At 74.3% G+C, this 20,508-nt stretch carries 8 protein-coding genes; 7 read left to right on the top strand and 1 reads right to left on the bottom strand.

Annotated elements, in window-relative coordinates; all coding sequences use genetic code 11:
- Positions 1 to 17 precede the first annotated feature (17 nt).
- The gene (locus BIV23_RS13500; protein ID WP_071381055.1) at positions 18 to 992 is read left to right on the top strand and encodes an ATP-binding cassette domain-containing protein; all 975 of its coding nucleotides are present in this window, start codon (positions 18 to 20) and stop codon (positions 990 to 992) included.
- A gap of 105 nt (positions 993 to 1,097) precedes the next feature.
- Here BIV23_RS13500 and BIV23_RS13495 read toward each other — a convergent pair whose 3' ends face one another.
- Positions 1,098 to 2,615, bottom strand: a complete 1,518-nt coding sequence (locus tag BIV23_RS13495) for an FAD-dependent monooxygenase (RefSeq protein WP_245790514.1) — start codon at positions 2,613 to 2,615, stop codon at positions 1,098 to 1,100.
- 299 nt (positions 2,616 to 2,914) lie between these two features.
- Here BIV23_RS13495 and BIV23_RS13490 point away from each other — a divergent pair, with 299 nt between their 5' ends.
- The 6 genes from BIV23_RS13490 to BIV23_RS13465 are packed head-to-tail and all read left to right on the top strand — an operon-like array spanning position 2,915 to position 20,506.
- Positions 2,915 to 3,145 (top strand): phosphopantetheine-binding protein, encoded by a 231-nt coding sequence (locus BIV23_RS13490; protein ID WP_079173127.1) that lies wholly within the window; start codon positions 2,915 to 2,917, stop codon positions 3,143 to 3,145.
- Positions 3,142 to 4,392, top strand: a complete 1,251-nt coding sequence (locus BIV23_RS13485) for a cytochrome P450 (protein ID WP_071381053.1) — start codon at positions 3,142 to 3,144, stop codon at positions 4,390 to 4,392. Before BIV23_RS13490 ends, BIV23_RS13485 begins: the two co-directional genes overlap by 4 nt.
- Entirely contained in the window at positions 4,389 to 5,120 is a 732-nt protein-coding gene (locus BIV23_RS13480) for a thioesterase II family protein (RefSeq protein WP_071381052.1), read from the top strand. Before BIV23_RS13485 ends, BIV23_RS13480 begins: the two co-directional genes overlap by 4 nt.
- Positions 5,121 to 5,172: 52 nt before the next feature.
- Positions 5,173 to 8,277, top strand: coding sequence for a type I polyketide synthase (locus BIV23_RS13475; RefSeq protein WP_079173126.1), 3,105 nt, complete (start codon positions 5,173 to 5,175; stop codon positions 8,275 to 8,277).
- Complete coding sequence (locus tag BIV23_RS13470) at positions 8,268 to 13,883, top strand: type I polyketide synthase (protein ID WP_425443485.1); 5,616 nt, start codon at positions 8,268 to 8,270, stop codon at positions 13,881 to 13,883. Before BIV23_RS13475 ends, BIV23_RS13470 begins: the two co-directional genes overlap by 10 nt.
- A gap of 8 nt (positions 13,884 to 13,891) precedes the next feature.
- Positions 13,892 to 20,506, top strand: coding sequence for a type I polyketide synthase (locus BIV23_RS13465; RefSeq protein WP_071381050.1), 6,615 nt, complete (start codon positions 13,892 to 13,894; stop codon positions 20,504 to 20,506).
- Positions 20,507 to 20,508: the final 2 nt, after the last annotated feature.

The raw sequence follows: 20,508 nt of genomic DNA, 5'->3' as shown, positions 1-20,508 counted from the left end.
GGAGAGGGGGTGCAGGCATGAGAAGGGCAGCGATCTCGGTGTCCGGGCTGCGCAAGGCGTACGGCGGCCGGCTCGTGCTCGACGGCGTCGGCTTCGGTGTCGCCGAGGGCTCGGTCTTCGCCCTGCTCGGCCCGAAGGGAGCGGGCAAGACGACGACGGTCGACGTCCTGACGACCTTGACCAGGCCCGATGCCGGCACGGTGCGGGTCGCCGGGCACGACGTGCTGACGGCGACCCGGCAGGTGCGGGCGGCCGTCGGGGCGACCGGTCGGCCGGCCGCGGTGGACGATCTGCTGACGGGCCGGGAGAACCTGCGGGTGGTGGCGGACCGCAAGCGGGTGCCCTGCGGTGACCGGGCGGTCGCGCGGCTGCTGGAGCGCTTCGACCTGGTGGAGTCGGCGGACAGGCCGGCGGCGGCCTGCTGCGGCGGTGTGCGCCGGAGGCTGGAGCTGGCGATGACACTCGTCGGGGATCCGCGGATCGTCTTCCTGGACGAGCCCACGACGGGTCTCGACCCGCGTGCCAGGCACGCGATGTGGGGGATCGTCCGCGAGCTGGTGGCCGACGGCACCACCGTCTTCCTGACCACCCGCTACCTGGAGGAGGCGGACCAGCTCGCCGACCAGATCGCGGTGCTCGGCCGCGGCCGGGTGGTCGCCCGGGGCACTCCCGAGGAGCTCAGGCGCCGGATCTCCGGCACCCACGTCCGGCTCCGGTTCGCCGACCTCTACGAACTCGACGCGGCGGCACGGGTCCTGGCCGGGTCCACGCGCAACGACGCGGAGCTGACCCTGCGGGTGCGGGTGCCCGGCGACGCCGAGTCCGGGGCGGCGCTGGCCCTGCTGACCCGGCTCGACGAACACGGGATCGGCGCCCGGGAGTTCTCGGTGCACTCACCGGACCTCGACGACATCGTCCTCGCCCTGACCGGCGAGAGAGGCACCGGGCACGGGGAGGCGGCCGCGCGGCGGTCCGGCGACGGGCGGGCGTGACCTCGACGCTCGGAGCCGACCGCCCGGCGTCCCGTACGACGACGGCGGCCGTCAGGACCACCACCGGGTCCTGACGGCCGCCGTCTTCGTCCGTCCCGTGCCGGATCAGCCCCGCAGGGCCGGGCCGAACCAGGTGGTGAGGGCGGTGCGGAGCCCGGCGGTGTCGGGCGCGGCGCCGGCGTCCGCCGCCCAGGCGACATGGCCGTCCGGGCGGACGAGGAGCGCGGCCGGAGCGGGGATCTCGCCGAGGGCCGGGACGGGCCAGTGGTCGTCCTCGGCACGCGCCTCGACGAGGTCGACGCGATCGGCCCAGCCCCTGGCGACCGCCGTCGGCCCGGTGCCGCCGCGCAGGTCGAGCAGCACGGGGCGGGCGGCGTGCAGCAACTCGTGGACGCGGGTGGCGCCGTCGGCCGTCTTGAGGCCGGCGTCGGGGACCCGGCGGCCCGCCAGCACATGGTCGCTGTCGACCGGGTACCGGATGTCCAGTGCGTTCAGCATGTGGCGCAGATACCGGTTGACGTCGTCGAACACCATGAGCGAGCCGAACACCTCGCGCAGCGCGTCCGTCTGGGGGCCGGGGCGGACCAGGGCCGACTGCGCCCGGGTGTTGTGCAGCACGCGCTCCCCGACGGGGTGGCGCTCGGCGTGGTAGCTGTCCAGCAGACTCTCCGGCGCCCGGCCCCGCACCACCGCGGCGAGCTTCCAGCCGAGGTTGACCGCGTCCTGCACGCCCATGTTCAGACCCTGCCCGCCGGCCGGGAAATGGATGTGCGCCGCGTCGCCCGCGAGCAGCACCCGGCCGTCCCGGTACCGTGCGGCCTGCCGTGCGGCGTCGTTGAACCGGGAGACCCAGCGCGGGTTGCGCATGCCGAAGTCGGTGCCCGCGACCCTGGTCAGCGACTCCCTCAGCCGCTCGAAGGTCACGGGCTCCTCGCGGTCCGCGCCGCGGTCGAACTCGGACGTGATCACCCGGTGCCAGCCCGGCTCGAAGGCGATCGCCGAGTAGTCGCCGCCCGGGGTGCGGCGCACCCAGACGTAGTCCTCGGGCAGATCGGGGAGTTCGACGTCGCCGATCAGCGCGGTCATCGTCGCCTCGGTGCCCGGGAAGTCGATGCCCGCCAGCTTGCGCACCGTGCTGCGTCCGCCGTCGCAGCCCACCAGCCAGGGGGCGCGCAGCGTCGCGGGCCGCGCCTGCGCCGTCCGCAGCTCGACCGTCACGCCGGCCGCGTCGCGGCGGATCCCGCTCACCTCGGCCGACCTGCGCACCCGTACCCCGAGCTCGGCGGCCCACTCCTGAAGCAGCCGCTCGATGTCGGACTGCAGAATCATCAGCGGATAGGGGTGGCGGGACTCGGACTCGTCGAATTCCAGATAGAGGCCGGAGAAATGGCCCACCGGCTGCAGTTCGCCGACCGCCAGGAAACGGTCGAGGATTCCGCGCTGGTCCAGCACCTCCAGGGTGCGGGAATGTATTCCGCCGGCCCGCGATTCACCGGTCCGTTCGGCGAGTTTCTCGACGACCGTCACGTCGACGCCCGCCAGCCGCAGTTCGCAGGCGAGCATCAAGCCCGTCGGGCCGGCGCCCGCGATCACCACGTCGGTGTCCATGCCGGTGTGTCCCACGTCCGTACCCCCTCGATCCACTGGGTCTCTCACGTCGTTCGGCCGTCGGACTCTCCGTGTCCCGTCGGATCTCCGTGTCCCGCCGGCGGGACGGTCCGCCGGCACGGGCCCTGCGACGGCGTCAGCATGCGGGCTCCCGGGCACGCGCTCAACCCCACCGGCCGGCGCGCACCGGACACCGTCGACCCGGTAGGCGCGGACGGTCGGTCACGCGACACTCGAATCGGCCATGCAATGAGTCCGTCTCGCCGGCGGGACGGCGCGTGGAACCCGGTCTGCGGAGGAAGGAGCGATGGGCAATGGAATTCGGGCAGGAAATCGCCGCGCTGTGGGGGGAATACTTCGAGTCCCGCGAGATCGGCGTCGATGACGACTTCTTCGCGCTCGGCGGGAATTCGCTGACCGGGATCAAGATCATCGACCGGGTGGCGCAGGACTACGGCGTCCGGCTGTCCGTGCGCGACTTCTACCTGGCGCAGACCCCGGCCCGGGTCGCCGAGCTCATCGAGCAGGGGAGGGCGGCCGCGTGAGGCTGACGCCGGGTGCCGCGCGCGACGTCGACCTCGACCGGGTCGACCTGTTCGACCTGGACCTGTACGCCTCGGGCGATCCGCACCCGATCTGGGACGTGATGCGGGCGAAGGCGCCCCTGCACCACCAAGTCCTGCCGGACGGCCGGGAGCTCTGGTCGGTGACCCGCTACGAGGACGTGTGCCGGGTGCTCGGCGACCACCGGGAGTTCACCTCCGAGCGCGGCACGGTCTGCACCCACCTGGGCCAGGACGACGTCGCGGCGGGCAAGCTGCTGACGTCCACCGACCCGCCGCGGCACACCCAGGTCCGCAGGGCGATCGGCGCGAGGCTCACCGCGCGGGCGGTGGCGCCCTGGGAGGACCGGATCCGGCGGACGATCGTGCGCTTCCTCGAACCGGCGCTGGCCGGGGGCACGTTCGACCTGGCCGAACGGGCGCTGCTCCTCCCGGCGATGGTCACGGGCCCGCTGCTCGGGATCCCGGAGCGGGACTGGGCCGAACTCGTGCAGCTGACCGCGATGGTGACGGCCCCCTCGGACCCGCACTTCCAGCACGGCAGCGAGGCCGCGACGCTGGCCATCGCCCACCACGAGCTCGTCACCTACGTCACCGAGTGGGTCAAGCGGCGGCGGGCGGCCGGCGGCGAGGACGGGAGCCTGCTCGACCACCTCATGAGCGTCCGCCCGGCAGACGCGCCGCTGACCGACGAGGAGATCGCCCTCGACGGCTACAGCATTCTCCTGGGCGCCAACGTGACGACACCGCACACCGTGTCCGGCACGGTGCACGCGCTCATCGAGCGGCCCGAGCAGTTCGAGAAGGCGCAGGCGGACCCGTCGCTGGTCCCCAACCTGGTCGAGGAAGGGCTGCGCTGGTCGTCGGCCGCGTGCAACTTCATGCGGTACGCGGTGGACGACGTCCGGATCGGCGGGGGCACGATCCCGGCCCGCGCAGCGGTCGTCGCATGGATCGGGTCGGCCAACCGGGACGCGGCCCGGTTCGCCGACCCGCACACGTTCGACATCACGCGGAGCAACGCCAAGCGCCAGGTCGCGTTCGGGTTCGGGCCGCACTTCTGCATCGGCGCGCCGCTGGCCCGGCTGACCCTGCGTGTCTTCTTCGAGGAACTGCTCCGGCGGTGCGGACCGATCGAGCTCGCCGGCGAACCGCGGCACCTGCGCTCGTACTTCATCGCCGGGATGACCCACCTCCCCGTCGTCGTCCAGAAACGAGAGACGCCATGACATCCGGCACCGCCGCCGCGCCGCCGTGGTTCGTCCGGCCGCTCTCGGACCGTCCCGCCCGGCTCTTCTGCTTCCCCTTCTCCGGGTCCGGGGCGTCGGCCTTCAGCGCCTGGCCGGCCGCGCTCGACGACATCGAGGTCTGCCCGGTGCAGTTCCCCGGCCGCGAGAACCGGCTGGGCCACCCGCACTACGGCACCTACGAGAACCTCGCCGCCGACCTGGTCGAATCCCTGGCACCGCTGCTCGACCGGCCGTTCGCGTTCTTCGCGCACTGCGCGGGCGCGCTGCCCGCGTACGAGACCGTGCTCCGGCTCGCCGCACGCGGCCTGCCCGCACCGGACCGCCTGTTCGTGTCGGGCCAGCCGGCGCCGCACGACGCCGCGCGCGACCGGATGCTCACCATGACCGAGCCCGAACTGCGCGCCGAGGTCGAGTCGTTCATCCGCGGCCGTGGCATCGAGCCGCGCCCGGACATGGTCGAGCTGGGCCTGACCGTGCTGCTGCGCGACCACGCCGCGGCGGCGGCCTACCGGCGGGCGGAGCCGGTCGCCGTGCCGTGCCCCGTCGTCGTACTGCACTGGCGGGACGACCCCGACGTGCGCCCGGTCGATCTGCGGGGGTGGCGCGCCTACGCGGACTCGGTCGACTTCCGGGTCCTCGACGGCGGCCACTACGACTTCATGGACGCGCCGGACGCACTGCGGACGTTGCTGACCGGCTGGCGGTGAGAGCCGTGCAGCCCGCACGAGCCGTGTGCCGAGGGAACCGGAAGGGGTTCGTATGAGGGACGCAGCCACCGGTGTGGCCGTCATCGGGATGTCGTGCCGCTTCCCCGGTGTGCACAACCCGGACGAGTTCTGGCGCCTGTTGCGTGACGGGAAGTCGACCATCGGCACCTTTCCCGGGCACCGGGCGGAGGGTCCGCACCGCACGTCCCACCCGGACGCCGCCACGGTGAACGCGGGCTCGTTCCTCGACTCCGTCGACGGCTTCGACGCCGAGTTCTTCGGTACGGCGCCGGCGGAGGCGGCCGCCATGGACCCCGTGCAGCGGCTGGGGCTGGAGCTGGCCTGGGAAGCCGTCGAGGACGCCCGGATGCCGGCGAGCGCGCTCGCCGGCCGCGAGAGCGACGTCGTGGTCGGTGCCGCGCCCTCCGGGTACGAACTGCTGCGCAAGCTGTCCGGCAGCGACCGGGAGGACCACTACGCCGCGCTCGGTTCGAGCGGTGCCTTGATCGCGAACCGCGTCTCCCACCTGCTCGACCTGCGCGGCATGAGCTTCTGCGCGGACTCGGGCCAGTCCTCGTCCCTCGTGTCGCTGGCGCTGGCCTGCGAACGGATACGCAGCGGCGCGGTCGACACGGCGCTCGCGGGCGGTGTGCACCTGATCGTCGATCCGGAGGCGGGACTCGGCCTGGCGAACCTGGGCGCCCTGTCCCCGGACGGCACCTGTTTCCCCTTCGACGCGCGGGCCAATGGCTTCGTCCGCGGTGAGGGCGGGGCGTTCGTCCTGCTCAAACGGCTCGACCTCGCCGTCGCCGACGGCGATCACATCTACGCCGTGGTGCGCGGCTGGGGCGTCGCCAGCGCGGGCGCGTCCTCCCGGATGCCGGATCCCAGTCCCGGCGCGCAGGCGGCGGCGGTGCTGGCCGCTCTGCGGTGCGCGGATGTCGCGTTCGACGACGTCGACTACGTCGAGGCCCACGGCACCGGCACCCGACTCGGCGATCCCGCCGAACTGGCGGGTCTGCGCGAGGTGTTCCGGGAGACCGGCCGCAGCCGGCCCCTGACGATCGGCTCGGTGAAGGCGAACGTCGGCCACCTGGAGCCGGCCGCCGGGATCGTCGGCCTCGTGAAGGCGGCGCTCTGCCTGGACCGCGCCCGGCTGGTCCCCCAGCCGAACTTCCGCACCCCGAACCCCGCCGTCCCGGACTTCCCGGCGGACTTCGAGGTCCTCCCCGCCGCGCGGCCCTGGCCGGGCGCGCCGGGCCGGACGCTCCGGGCCGGGGTGTCGGCGGTCGGGATGGGCGGTACCACCGCGCATGTGGTCCTGGAGCAGGCGCCCGAGCGGGATCGAGCCGAACTCCGCACCAGAGACGAGGAGTCGACCTCGACGGGCGCCCTCGCAGTGGTGCCGTGGGTGCTGTCCGCACGGTCGGAGCCCGCCCTGCGGGAGCAGGCGGCGCGGTTGCGGGAACTCGTGGCCGCGGACACCTCGCTGTCGGCGGCCGACGTGGGACATTCACTGGTGTCGACACGGTCGTCGTTCGCCCACCGGGCGGTGGTGCTGGGCGGCGGCCGCGAGGAGGCGCTGGCCGGTCTCGAACTGCTGGCGGCGGGCGGTGACACCGCACGGACGGTGCGCGGGGTGGCCACGGAGCCGGCGGGGCCCGTCGTCTTCGTGTTCCCCGGCCAGGGGTCGCAGTGGCTGGGCATGGGCAGGCGGCTGTACGCGGAGTCGGAGGTCTTCGCCCGCGCGATCGACGCGTGCGGGCGGGCTCTGGAGCCCTGGCTGGACTGGTCGTTGGCGGACCTGGTGACCGGCGCGCAGGCGGCGCCGTCGCCGGCGGACGGGGACGCCGTGGTCCAGCCGGCGCTGTTCGCGATGATGGTGTCCCTGGCACGGCTGTGGCGGTCGCTGGGTGTGGTCCCCGACGCGGTGGTGGGGCACTCGCAGGGAGAGATCGCCGCGGCGTGCGTGTCGGGCGCGCTGTCCCTCCGGGACGCGGCGCGGATCGTCGCCCTGCGCAGCCGGGCCCTGACCGAACTGGCCGGCCTGGGCGGGATGACCGCGGTGGCCGCGCCCCGCGCATGGGTCGAGGACCGGCTGGAACAGTGGTCCGGGCGGCTCTGTGTGGCCACGGTCAACGGGCCGGCGTCCGTGGTGATCTCCGGGGACCCGGAACCACTGGACGAGTTCGCCGCGCTCGCGGCCCGTGACGGTGTCCGGGTGCGCCGGCTCGACGTCGCGTACGCGTCCCACTCCCACCAGGTCGAACGCATCCGTGACCAGGTCCTCGAGGCCGCCGCGGGCGTCTCGCCGAGGCGGACGGCGGTGGAGTTCCACTCCACGGTCACCGGGGGAGCGCTCGACACGCGGCTGCTCGGCGGCTCGTACTGGTACGACAACCTGCGCTCGACGGTGCGTTTCGGCGAGGTCGTCGAAACCCTGATGCGCGAGCGCGGCGGCGTGTTCGTGGAAGTCAGTCCGCATCCCGTGCTCCGGGTGGCGATGGAGGAGACCGCGGACGCGCTCGCGAATGCGCCCGTGGTGGTGAGCACCCTGCACCGGGACGACGGCAGCGCGGGCGAGGTCCTGGCGTCGCTGGCCGAACTGCACGTACGGGGTGTGCCGGTGGACTGGCGGGCGGTGTTCGCCGCGCACCGGCCGCGCCGTATCGCCCTGCCGACCTACGCGTTCCAGCGGCGGCGGTACTGGCTGACGGCACCGGATGACACCGCCATGACGGACCCCGGCCCCACCGGGCACACGAGCGAGGCGGGCCCGGGCACCCGGACCGCGCGCCTGGACTCGGAATCGGCGGTCCTCGACCTCGTGTGCGCCGAGACGGCGGTGCTGCTGAGCGTGCGGGACGCGGACCTGACGGGCCCCGATCTCGTGGCGAGGTCGATCGAGACCTTCAAGGACCTCGGTTTCGACTCCCCGACGGCGGTGGGGTTGCGCAACCGGCTCACCGCGGCGGCCGGCGTGCGGCTCCCGGCCACCGTCGCCTTCACCTACCCGACCCCGCAGCGGCTCGCCCGCCATCTCTTCTCGCTCCTCGAGCCGACGACGCCCGACGAGCCGCGCACGGCGGACGGACCGGCCCCGGAAAGCCGCAGCGATGACGATCTGTACGCCTTGATCGACCGCGGATACGTGTAGCCGCACCCGTTTCTTCTGAGCAACCGTTGGGGGAGGCCCTGGTGGAGGATGTCGACAAGCTCCGGTCCTACTTGCGACGTGCCGTCGGCGACGCGCAGGAACTGCGCGAGCGCGTGCGCGAGCTGGAGGAGTCCGCTCGCGAGCCCATCGCGGTCGTGGGCGTGGGATGTCGCTTCCCGGGTGGGGTGACGTCCCCCGAGGGGCTCTGGGCAGTCGTGTCCGACGCGGTGGACGCGATCGGCGACTTCCCGCGCGACCGCGGGTGGGACCTGGAGGCGCTGTACGACCCGGATCCCGAGGCACCCGGGGCGACGTACACGCGCTCAGGTGGATTCCTGCACCAACTCGCCGACTTCGACGCCGAGTTCTTCGGGATCAGCCCGCGCGAGGCGCTGGCGATGGATCCGCAGCAGCGGTTGATGCTGGAGACGTCGTGGGAGGCGCTGGAGCGGGCGGGCATCGACCCGCAGACCCTGCGGGGTTCGGCGACCGGGGTCTTCACCGGTCTCTACGCCGTCGACTACGGCCCGCGCACGGGCGGCGCGGCGGCCGGCGAGGTGGAGGGGTTCGCGAGCACCGGGACGTACACCAGCGTGGCCTCGGGCCGGGTGGCGTACGTCCTGGGTCTGCAGGGCCCGGCCGTGTCCACCGACACCGCCTGCTCGTCGTCCCTCGTCGCCGTCCACCAGGCCATGCGGTCCCTGCGTGCCGGGGAGTGCACGCTGGCGCTGGCCGGCGGGGTGTCGACGCTGTCGACCCCGGGGCTGCTCGTGGACCTCGGCAGGCAGCGGGGGCTGTCGGTCGACGGCCGGTGCAAGGCGTTCGCGGACGCGGCGGACGGCACCGGGTTCTCCGAGGGCGCCGGTGTGCTGGTGCTGGAGCGGCTCTCGGACGCGCGGCGGCACGGGCGGCGGATCTGGGCGGTGGTCCGGGGCTCGGCGGTCAACCAGGACGGGGCCTCCAACGGCCTGACCGCGCCCAACGAACTGGCGCAGCGACGCGTCATCCGGGCCGCCCTGGCCGATGCCGGGCTGCGGGCGGGCGAGGTGGACGTGGTGGAGGGGCACGGGACCGGTACCAGGCTGGGTGATCCCATCGAGGTGGAGGCGTTGCTGGCCACCTATGGGCAGGAGCGGGAGCCGGGCAGGCCGTTGTGGCTGGGGTCGTTGAAGTCGAACATCGGTCATGCGCAGGCGGCGGCGGGTGTCGGCGGGATGATCAAGATGATCATGGCGATGCGGCACGGGGTGCTGCCGCGGACGCTGCACGTGGACCGTCCGTCGACGCATGTGGACTGGTCGGCGGGGGCGGTGGAGCTGCTGACCGAGGCCAGGGAGTGGACCGGGACGCCGGGGCGGCCCCGGCGGGCCGGCGTCTCGGCCTTCGGCATCAGCGGCACCAACGCGCACCTGATCCTGGAGGAGGCTCCCGGGGAGGAGGCGGCGCCCGACACCGCCCGCGCTGTCCCGGACGGCGCCGGGACGCCGGTGCCGTGGGTGCTCTCGGCACGCTCGGAGCAGGCACTGCGCGAGCAGGCGCTGCGGCTGCGCGACCGCGTGGCCGCGGACGCGGACCTGCCGGTCGCGGGCGTGGGGCGGGCGCTGCTGACGACGCGCGCGCTGTTCGAGCACCGCCAGGTGGTCATCGGCGCCGACCGCGACGAACTGCTCGCCGGCCTCGCCGCCGTCGCCGCGGGCGACGACAGTGCTCCCGCCGCCGGGGTGTCCGCAGTCGCGAAGCCCCTGGGCAGGACGGTGTTCGTGTTCCCCGGCCAGGGATCGCAGTGGGCCGGGATGGGCCAGGAACTGAGCGCGTCCTCCCCGGTGTTCGCGCGGCGGATGCGGGAGTGCGCCGACGCCCTCGCGCCCCACGTGGACTGGTCCCTCTTCGACGTGCTCGATGACGCCGAGGCGCTGGAGCGGGTCGATGTCGTACAGCCCGTGCTGTGGGCCGTGATGGTGTCGCTGGCCGAGGTCTGGCGCTCGTACGGGATCGAGCCCGAGGCCGTCGTGGGCCACTCGCAGGGCGAGATCGCCGCCGCGTGCGTCGCGGGTGCCCTGTCGGTCGAGGACGCCGCGCGCGTGGTCGCCCTGCGGTCCAAGGTGATCCTGGCGCTGTCGGGACGCGGCGGCATGGTGTCGGTGGCGCTGCCGGAGGCGGACGTACGGGCGCGGCTGACCGACGGGCTGTCGGTCGCGGCCGTCAACGGACCCGCGTCCGTGGTGGTGTCCGGCGACGCCGCCGAGCTGGACGCGCTGCTCGCCGCCTGCGAGGCGGACGAGGTACGGGCTCGCCGCATCCCGGTCGACTACGCCTCCCACTGCGCGCACGTGGCTGCCGTCCACGACGAACTGACCCGTGTTCTCACGGGACTTGAACCGCGCCCGGCAAAGGTGCCGTTCTTCTCGACGGTGACGGCGGACTGGCTGGACACGACGGGGCTGGACGCCGAGTACTGGTACACCAACCTGCGCCGGACGGTCCGCTTCGAGGAGGCGACCCGGGCACTGGCCGAGCAGGGCTTCCGGTGCTTCGTCGAGGCGTCGGCCCACCCGGTGCTGACCGTCGGTGTGGCACAGACCCTGGACGGCGCCGGTGCCGAGGCCACCGTCGTGGGCACGCTGCGGCGCGGCGAGGGCGGGCTCGCGCGGCTGCACCGGTCGGCGGCCGAGCTCTTCGTGGCGGGCGCCGCCGTGTCCTGGGAGGCGGCGCTGCCGGACCGGCACGGCCCGTGGGTCGAGTTGCCCACCTACGCCTTCCAACGGCAGCGCTACTGGCTGAACGCGCCCGACGAGACCACCACCCGGAGCACCTCGGACCACCCGCTGCTCGATGCCGTGATCGACCTGCCCGAGGACCCCGACGCCATGGAGCACGGCGCGTGGGCGGGCAGCGGGCGCTGGTCCCTGGAACGCCACCCGTGGCTCGCCGGCCACACGGTCCACGGCGCCGCCCTGGTGCCCGCTACGGTGCTGCTGGAGATCGCCGCATGGGCGGCGCACCAGGTGGGATGCGACGTCGTCGACGAACTCACCCTGGAGGCACCGCTGGTGCTGTCCCGGGCGGCCGATCGCGAGATCCGTGTCGTGATCGACGGCAAGCGGGTGATCAGCGTCCACTCACGGGGCGAGGGCGCGTCCGCGTGGACGCGGAACGCCGTCGGGGTCGTCGGGACCGGCGCAGCGGGAACCCCCGCGGAGGAAGGTCTCGCCTCATGGCCGCCCGCGGGCGCGGTCGGGGTGCCCTTCGAGGACGAGTACGCCAGGCTGTCCGCCCTCGGGTTCGGCCACGGGCCCCTCTTCCGTGGTCTGAAGGAGGTGTGGCGCCGGGACGACACCCTGTTCGCGGAGGTGGAGCTGCCCGCCCTCGACGGCGCGGACCGGGGTGGGTTCCGGATCCACCCGGCGCTGCTCCACGCGGCGTTGCTCCCCATCGGCCTGGGACCCGTCGTCGACACCTCCCGGCCCGAGGGCTGGCTGCCGTTGCGGTGCACGGGCCTTCGCGTGCACCGCGCCGAGCCGACCGCGCTGCGCGTCCGGCTCGCCCCCGCGGGGGAGAACACGCTGTCCCTGACCCTCGCGGACCGGCACGGCACACCTGTCGGCGGCATCGCGTCGCTGAGCCTGCGGCCCGTTGACGCCGAGAAGCTGACCGAGTTGGGTTTCGACCACCGCGACGCGCTGTTCCGGGTGGACTGGGCCGCCCGCCCGGTCCCCGCCGCTCCCGTCACCGGCCGGTACGCCGTGCTGGGCGTGCCCGGCGCGGTCGCCACGCCCCCCGCGCAGGGCGGATCGGTCCACGCCGATCTCGAGGAACTCGCCGCCTCCGGCGGGGAGATACCCCCCGTCGTCATCGCCGCCGTCGATCCGCCGAACCCGGACGGCGGTGACGGCGCCGACACCCCCGCCGTCGTCGAACGCGCCGTCCACCGTGTGCTGCGGTGGACGCGGGACTGGCTCCGCGACGACCGGTTCGCCGACTCCCGCCTGGTCATCGTGACGCGGGCCGCGATCCACGACGACCAGGTGCCCCACCCCGACCCCGCGGCGGCCGCGGTCTGGGGGTTCGTCCGCAGCGCGCAGACCGAGAACCCGGGCCGGTTCACGCTCGTGGACACCGACGGCCGGCCCGCGTCCCTGGCCTGGCTGCCCGCCGCGGCCGCAACCGGGGAAGCCCAGCTCAAGATCCGCGCCGGCACCGTCACCACCCCCCGGCTCGCCCGCGCCCACGACACGTCCGCCGCGCGGGAGACCCCCGAACCGGCGACGCCGGCGCCCGCTCTCGGATCGGGCACGGTGCTGATCACGGGAGGCACCGGGGGCCTGGGAGCGACGCTGGCCCGGCACCTCGTGGCCCGGCACGGAGCGCGCCGGCTGGTGCTGGCCGGCAGGCGCGGGCCGGCGGCCCCCGCAGCGGCGGCGCTGCGCGAGGAGCTGACCGGGGCAGGGGCCGAGGTCGACGTCGTGGCCTGCGATGTCACCAGCCGTGCGTCCGTCGCCGAGCTGATCGCCACGGTCCCGTCCGAGCACCCGCTGACAGCGGTGATCCACTGCGCGGGCGCGCTCGACGACGGGATCGTCGAGGCGCTGACCGAGGACCGCGTCGACGCGGTCCTCGCGCCGAAGGTGCGCGGTGCCTGGCACCTGCACGAGCTGACCGGCCATCTGGACCTGTCCGCGTTCGTGCTGTTCTCCTCGGTCGCGAGCGTGCTCGGGACGGCGGGGCAGGCCAACTACGCGGCGGCCAACGCCTTCCTCAACGGCCTCGCCGAAGCCCGCCGGGCCGCGGGACGGCCGGCCGCCTCGCTGTGCTGGGGCCTGTGGACCGAACGCAGTGAGATGGTCGCCGACCTCGGCGACGCGGACGTCGTACGGCTGCAACGGCAGGGCGTGCTGCCGATGTCGTCGCGTGACGGGCTCGCGCTCTTCGACGCGGCCCTCGCACGGGACGAACCGGTCCTGGTGCCCGCACGACTGCACCTCTCGGCGCCGGACGCGGCCTCGCCGCTGCTGCGCGGACTGACCGGAGAGCTCGCCGGACCCGTCGGCCCGGGGAACCGGGAGCCCGCCGACGCCGGACTCGCCCGGCGGCTGAGCGAGCTGCCGCCGGCCGAGGCGGAGGCGGCGCTGCTCGACGCCGTACGCGCGCAGACCGCGCTCGTCCTCGGCCACGCCGACACCCGGCGGATCGGTCCCGCCGAGACCTTCAGGAAGCTCGGCATCGACTCGCTCACGGCACTGGAGCTGCGGAACAGGCTGGCGGCGGTGACCGGACTGAAGCTGCCCGCCACGCTCGTGTTCGACCATCCGAACCCGAGCGCCCTCGCACGGTTCCTGACCGCGCGCGTCGCCCCCGGCTCCGCCGCCGGGGCGGGGTCCTCGGCCGAGCGCCTGGTCAAGGAGATCGAAGGACTCGGCGCCCGGCTCGACGGCGCGTTCCGTGAGCTGGCCGAAGACGACCGGGCCACCATTTCCACTCTGCTCGGCGAACTGCAGGGCCGAGTCCGTTCGATGACGGGCGCCGGAGCACCGGCCGGCCTCGTCGACCAGATCAGTTCGGCCTCGGCGGGAGAGCTGCTCTCGCTGCTGGACAAAGAGCTCGGCTAGGGGAAGCGATGACGAACGACAACAACGCCGATGTTCTCGACTACCTCAAGCGGACATCGATCGAGCTGATCGAGACACGCAAACGGCTGCAGGAGCTGACGGAGGCCGCCGCCGAACCCATCGCGGTGGTGGGCGTCGCCTGCCGCTTCCCGGGCGGGGCGGCGTCCCCGGAGGCACTGTGGGAGCTGGTGCGGACGGGCGCGGACGTCGTGTCGGACTTCCCCGACGACCGCTACTGGGACCTGGAGAACCTGTACGACCCGGATCCGGACCGGCCGGGCACCTGCTCCACGCGCTCGGGCGGATTCCTGTACGACGCGGGCGACTTCGACGCCGAGTTCTTCGGGATCAGCCCGCGCGAGGCGCTGGCGATGGATCCGCAGCAGCGGCTGCTCCTGGAGACGTCGTGGGAGTCCCTGGAACGGGCCGGTATCGACCCGCAGACCCTGCGCGGCAGCGACACCGGCGTGTTCGCCGGCCTCGCGTACTTCGGGTACGGGAACCACTTCTCCACCCCCGAGAGCATCGCGGGCTACGCGCAGACCGGTTCCCTGCTGAGCGTGGCGTCCGGGCGCGTGGCGTACACGCTGGGTCTGGAGGGGCCCGCGGTGTCGACCGACACCGCTTGCTCGTCGTCGCTGGTGGCGGTGCACCAGGCGGTGCAGTCGCTGCGGCAGGGCGAGTGCGGGCTCGCCCTGGCCGGCGGCGTCACGGTCGTGGGGATGCCGCAGGTGTTCCGGGAGTTCGCGCGGCAGCGGGGTCTTGCGGCGGACGGCCGGTGCAAGGCGTTCGCGGACGCGGCGGACGGCACCGGGTTCTCCGAGGGCGCCGGTGTGCTGGTGCTGGAGCGGCTCTCGGACGCGCGGCGGCACGGGCGGCGGATCTGGGCGGTGGTCCGGGGCTCGGCGGTCAACCAGGACGGGGCCTCCAACGGCCTGACCGCGCCGAGCGGCCCGGCGCAGCGACGCGTCATCCGGGCGGCGCTGGCGAACGCCCGGCTGCGGGCGGGCGAGGTGGACGTGGTGGAGGGGCACGGGACCGGTACCAGGCTGGGTGATCCCATCGAGGCGGAGGCGTTGCTGGCCACCTATGGGCAGGAGCGGGAGCCGGGCAGTCCGTTGTGGCTAGGGTCGTTGAAGTCGAACATCGGTCATGCGCAGGCGGCGGCGGGTGTCGGCGGGATGATCAAGATGATCATGGCGATGCGGCACGGGGTGCTGCCGCGGACGCTGCACGTGGACCGTCCGTCGACGCATGTGGACTGGTCGGCGGGGGCGGTGGAGCTGCTGACCGAGGCCAGGGAGTGGACCGGGACGCCGGGGCGGCCCCGGCGGGCCGGCGTCTCCTCCTTCGGGGCCAGCGGCACCAACGCGCACCTGATCCTGGAGGAGGCTCCCGGGGAGGAGGCGGCGCCCGACACCGCCCGCGCTGTCCCGGACGGCGCCGGGACGCCGGTGCCGTGGGTGCTCTCGGCACGCTCGGAGCAGGCACTGCGCGAGCAGGCGGAGAAGCTGCGTCATGCCACCGCCGCCGACGCGGGCCCGGACATCGCCGATGTCGGTTGGTCACTGGTGTCGAGCCGGGCGCGGTTCGAGCACCGTGCCGTGGTGCTGGGGCACGACCGGGACGAGCTGCGACACGGCCTGGCGGCGCTGAGCGACGGCGCGGAGTCCGCCGGGGTGGTGCGCGGTGTCGCGGGGGAACTCGGCGGCCGCGTCTTCATGTTCCCGGGCCAGGGCGCGCAGTGGGCCGGTGCGGCACGGCCGTTGTACGACGCCTTCCCGGTCTTCGCGCAGAGCCTCGACGAGGTCTGCGCACGCTTCGACGCGCATCTCCCCTTCGCCCTGAAGCCCCTGCTCCTCGCCGACGAGCCCGCGGACCGCGAGCGGACGGACATCGCGCAGCCGGCTCTGTTCGCCCTGCAGGTCGCCCTGTACCGGCTCATGACCCGGTACGTTCCGCCACCGGACCACCTGATCGGCCACTCCGTCGGCGAGATCGCCGCCGCGCACGTGTCCGGCGTCCTCGACCTGGACAGCGCGACCCGGCTCGTCGCCGCTCGCGGACGGGTCATGCAGACGGTCGCGGAGCCCGGCGCCATGCTGGCGGTCCGCGCCTCGGAAGCCGAGGTGAACGCGCTGCTCGACGCGTACGACCGCGTCGGCGTCGCCGCCGTCAACGGCCCCGGATCGGTGGTGGTCTCGGGCCTGCGCGACCAGGTCCACGAGATCCGGGACCGGCTCGTCGCCGACGGCACCTCGGCAAAGCTGGTCCCGGTCGACCACGCGTTCCACTCCCCGCTCATGGACCCGGTCCTCGGCGCGTTCGCCGACGCGATCGGCGGGCTGTCCGCCGGCGGGATGACGATCCCGGTCGTCTCGACCCGGCTCGGCCGCGAGGCCACGCTCGGGGAACTGGCGTCCGTCGGGCACTGGGTGGACCACGTCCGCGAGCCCGTCCGCTTCCACGACGCGGTGGAGTGCGCCCGCGCGGCCGGTGCGGACGTCTTCCTCGAGGTGGGGCCGGGCGCGACGCTCGCGAGCATCACCAAGGAGGCCTTCGCCGCCGCGGGCGTGCACGACGCGGCGGTCGTGTCGGCGTCGCGGCAGGACCGCGGGGCGGCGCAGGCACTGACCGGTGCGCTCGCCGAACTGCACGTCCGCGGCGGGTCCGTGGACTGGGACGCGCTGTTGGGGACGCGCCGGCGGGTGGATCTGCCGACGTACGCGTTCCAGCGGCAGCGGTACTGGCTGGACTTCCAGGCAGGGACGCGGGCGCCGGACGTGGCCTCCGCCGGGCTGTCGGCCGCCGGACACCCGCTGCTGGGCGCCGTGGTGGACCACCCCGGCACCGACGAGGTGGCGTTCACCGGCCTGTGGTCCCTGCGGACCCACGACTGGCTGGCCGATCACACCGTGTTCGGCGCGGTCGTCGTACCGGCGACGGCCTACCTGGACCTGGCGCTGTCGGTCGGCGACCACGTCGGATGCACCGCGCTGGAGGAACTCACCCTGGAAGTCCCCCTGGTCCTTCCCGACGCGGGCGACGTGCGGGTGCGCATCGTCGTCGGCGCGGCGGACGAGAGCGGACGCCGCGGCCTGGAGGTGTACTCGCGTCCCGGCGACAACGCCCGGACGGCGGGCGGCTGGACCCGTCACGCGCGGGGGAACCTGGCACCGGGCACGGCGCGGGCGGCCGCGCGGTCCGACGACGCGCCCTCGCTCTCCGACGACGCGCCCTCGCTCTCCGTGTGGCCGCCGGCCGGGGCGCGGCGGCTCGGCATCGACGGTCTCTACGACTCCTTCGCGGACGCGGGTTTCGACTACGGTCCCACGTTCCGCGGGCTGCGCGAGGTCTGGCGGCAGGGCGAGGACCTCTACGCCCGCGCCACCCTGCCCGACACCGCCGAGGGCTCGGCCGGCGGCCGGTTCGCACTGCACCCGGCCCTGATCGACACCGTGCTGCACGCGGCGGTGGCCGGTGGTGTCGTGGCGGTGACGGGCGAGCAGGGCTGGATGCCCTTCGCGTGGTCCGGGGTGGACCTGGCCGGGGAGTGCGGCCCGAGCGTGCGGGTCCGGCTCTCCCCGTCCGGCGAGGGCGTCGTGTCGCTGGCGATCGCCGACGAGCACGGCCGCGGGGTCGCGCGCGTCGAGGCGCTGACGTTCCGGCCGGCGAGCGCCGAGCAGGTGCGCTCGGCGCGCGTCGGGCAGGAGCAGTCGCTGTACGAGGTGCGCTGGCGACCGGTCCGGCAGAGCGGGTCGCAGGCCCACCGCGGACGGTGGGGCGTGCTCGGCGCGGAGAACGGCCTGGCCGCCAGGCTGGCCGCGGCGGGCGACGGGAGCGTCGTGCGCCACGCCACCCTGGACGACGTCCTGACCGGGGAGGCACCCGGCCACCTCGTCCTGTGCCTGGACGACGTCGTCGCCGCCGGCTCCGGGCAGCTCGCCGCGGTCGGCGAGGCGGGCGAACGCGTGCTGGACCTGGTCCAGCGGTTCCTCGCCGAGGACGCGCTCGCCGGGTCCACGCTGGTGGTGCTCACCCGCCTGGCCCAGGACACCGGTGGCGGGGAGAGCGTGGAGAGCCTGCCCGGCGCGTCCGTGTGGGGCCTGATCCGGTCCGCGCGGACGGAGCACCCCGGCAGGTTCCGGCTGGTGGACATCGACGACGAGGAGACGTCCTGGGCCCGCTTCCCGGACGCGCTCGCCCTCGCCGAGGACCAACTGGCGCTGCGCGACGGCGCGTTCCTCGTCCCCCGCCTGACGCCGGCCGCACCCGCGGACCATCGGATCGAGCCCCCGGCGGCCGACGCCCACCGGCTGGGCATCCCGAGCAGGGGGACGCTGGAGAACCTGACCTGGGTGCCGTGCCCCGAGGTGGAGGCGCCCCTGACGAGTGGACAGGTCCGCATCGCCGTGCAGGCCGCGGGACTCAACTTCCGGGACGTCACGATCGCCCTGGGACTGGTGGACAGAACGGCCATCGACGCCGGGCTCGGCAGCGAGGGCGCCGGTGTCGTGCTGGAGGTGGCCGACGACGTGACCCGGTTCGCGCCGGGTGACCGGGTGACCGGCATCTTCTCCGGCGCCTTCGGCCGCGTGGCCGTGGCCGATCACCGCATGCTGATGCCCGTCCCCGACGGGTGGAGCCACGCGGAGGCGGCGTCCGTGCCCTGCGCCTTCCTCACCGCCTACTACGCGCTCTTCCACGCGACCGGGCTCCGCACGGGGCAGCGGATCCTCATCCACGCCGCGGCCGGCGGAGTCGGGATGGCCGCCGTCCAGCTGGCCCGGCACGTCGGCGCCGAGATATACGCGACCGCGAGCCCGGCCAAGTGGCCCACCCTGCGCGCCCTGGGCCTGGACGACGCGCACCTGGCGTCGTCGCGCGACCTGGAGTTCGCCGAGAAGTTCCTGGACTCCTCCGACGGCCGCGGTGTGGACGTCGTACTGAACTCCCTCGCGCACTCCTTCGTCGACGCCTCGCTGACACTGCTCCCCGAGGGCGGGGACTTCGTCGAGATGGGAAAGACGGACATCCGCGATCCCCAGCGGGTGGCAGCCGATCACCCCGGGGTCGCCTACCAGGCCTTCGACCTCTACGCGACGGGCCCGGACACCATCCACGAGATGTTCCGGGCCGTCATGGAGCTGTTCGCCGCCGGGCGGCTGCGGCTGAACCCGGTCTCCGTGCGCGACGTCCGCGACGCGCGCGGGACGTTCCGCGAGATGAGCCGGGGCCGCCACGTCGGCAAGCTGGTCCTCGACGTCGGCGGCGGCTTCGGCGGCGGCACCGTGCTGGTCACCGGCGGGACCGGGGGAGTGGGGTCGCTCGTGGCGCGGCACCTCGTCGCCGAACACGGTGTGCGCAGCCTGCTCCTGGCGAGCCGCCGGGGAGCGGCCGCCGAGGGGGCTGCCGAACTGGTCGCGGACCTGGAGGGCGCGGGCGCCGCCGTCCGCGTCGTGCAGTGCGATGTCGCGGACCGGGCCGCGGTGGCCGACCTGTTCGCGGACCTGCCCGGCCGGTATCCGCTGACGGCGGTCGTGCACGCGGCCGGTGTGCTGGCCGACGGCACCGTCGAGTCGCTGACCGCGCAGAGCCTCGGCCACGTGCTGAGCGCGAAGGCCGGTGGTGCGCTCCATCTCCACGAGCTGACCCGGCGGCACACCCTCTCGGCGTTCATCCAGTTCTCCGCCCTCGCGGGCACCCTCGGCACCGCGGGGCAGGCGAACTACGCCGCGGCCAACGCCTTCCTGGACGGCCTGGCGGCACAGCGCCGGGCATCCGGCCTGGTCGGCACCTCACTGGCCTGGGGCTGGTGGGAGCAGAGCAGCGGCATGACCGGGGAACTGGACCGGGCCGACCTCTCCCGGCTCAGGCGCACGGGCCTGGCCGCGATGCCGACACCCGAGGCACTGGCCCTGTTCGACGCGGCGTGCGCGCTGGACAAGCCGGTCCTCGTCCCGGCCCGTGTGGACGTCGCCGCGCTGCGCAACAGGACCGGTGACGAGCTGCCGCCGCTCCTGCGCGAGCTCGTCGACGGCGGCCGGCCACGCCGCGACCGGACCGGCACGGCGCACGACGGCGGCTCTCCCGGACTGTCCGCCCGGCTGGCCGGCCTGTCGGCGGACGAGGCGGCGGCCGTCGTCCTGGACTGGGTCCGCGACCAGGTCGCCCTCGTGCTCGGACACCCCTCCGGCGCGGTCGTCGACGCCGACCAGGCGTTCACCCAGCTCGGCTTCGACTCGCTGACGTCGGTCGAACTCTGCAACCGCCTGGCCGCCGCGACCGGACTGCGCCTGCCGACCACCCTCGTCTTCAGCTACCCGACACCGCGCGAGCTGGGCGAGCACCTCGCCGGCCGCCTGACTCCGGCACCCGGCACGGGCGCGGTCGAGGACACCGAGATCCGTGAAGTGCTGCGGAACGTCTCGATCGACAGCCTGCGCAGCGCGGGCCTCCTGGAGCTGGTCCTGGCGTGCGCCGACCCGGCCCGGTCGAGCGGCGGCGGACCGGCGGCAGAGGCGGACACCGGCGTGGACAGCGGTGCGGACACCGCTGCGGACGGACTGTCGGACCTGGATCTGGAAGCACTGGTCGACCTGGCTCTGGATGAGAAGAGGTGAGT

It is taken from the genome of Streptomyces monashensis (assembly GCF_001866665.1).
Taxonomy (GTDB): domain Bacteria; phylum Actinomycetota; class Actinomycetes; order Streptomycetales; family Streptomycetaceae; genus Streptomyces; species Streptomyces monashensis.
Note: the sequence above shows the minus strand (reverse complement) of the source record. Positions and strands in the feature narration are given on the sequence as shown.

Excerpts from the sequence above, each read along its gene's own strand:
- BIV23_RS13490 (WP_079173127.1), top strand. The coding sequence starts at position 2,915 with ATGGAATTCGGGCAGGAAATCGCCGCGCTGTGGGGGGAATACTTCGAG.
- BIV23_RS13500 (WP_071381055.1), top strand. The coding sequence starts at position 18 with ATGAGAAGGGCAGCGATCTCGGTGTCCGGGCTGCGCAAGGCGTACGGC.
- BIV23_RS13475 (WP_079173126.1), top strand. The coding sequence starts at position 5,173 with ATGAGGGACGCAGCCACCGGTGTGGCCGTCATCGGGATGTCGTGCCGC.
- BIV23_RS13480 (WP_071381052.1), top strand. The coding sequence starts at position 4,389 with ATGACATCCGGCACCGCCGCCGCGCCGCCGTGGTTCGTCCGGCCGCTC.
- BIV23_RS13465 (WP_071381050.1), top strand. The coding sequence starts at position 13,892 with ATGACGAACGACAACAACGCCGATGTTCTCGACTACCTCAAGCGGACA.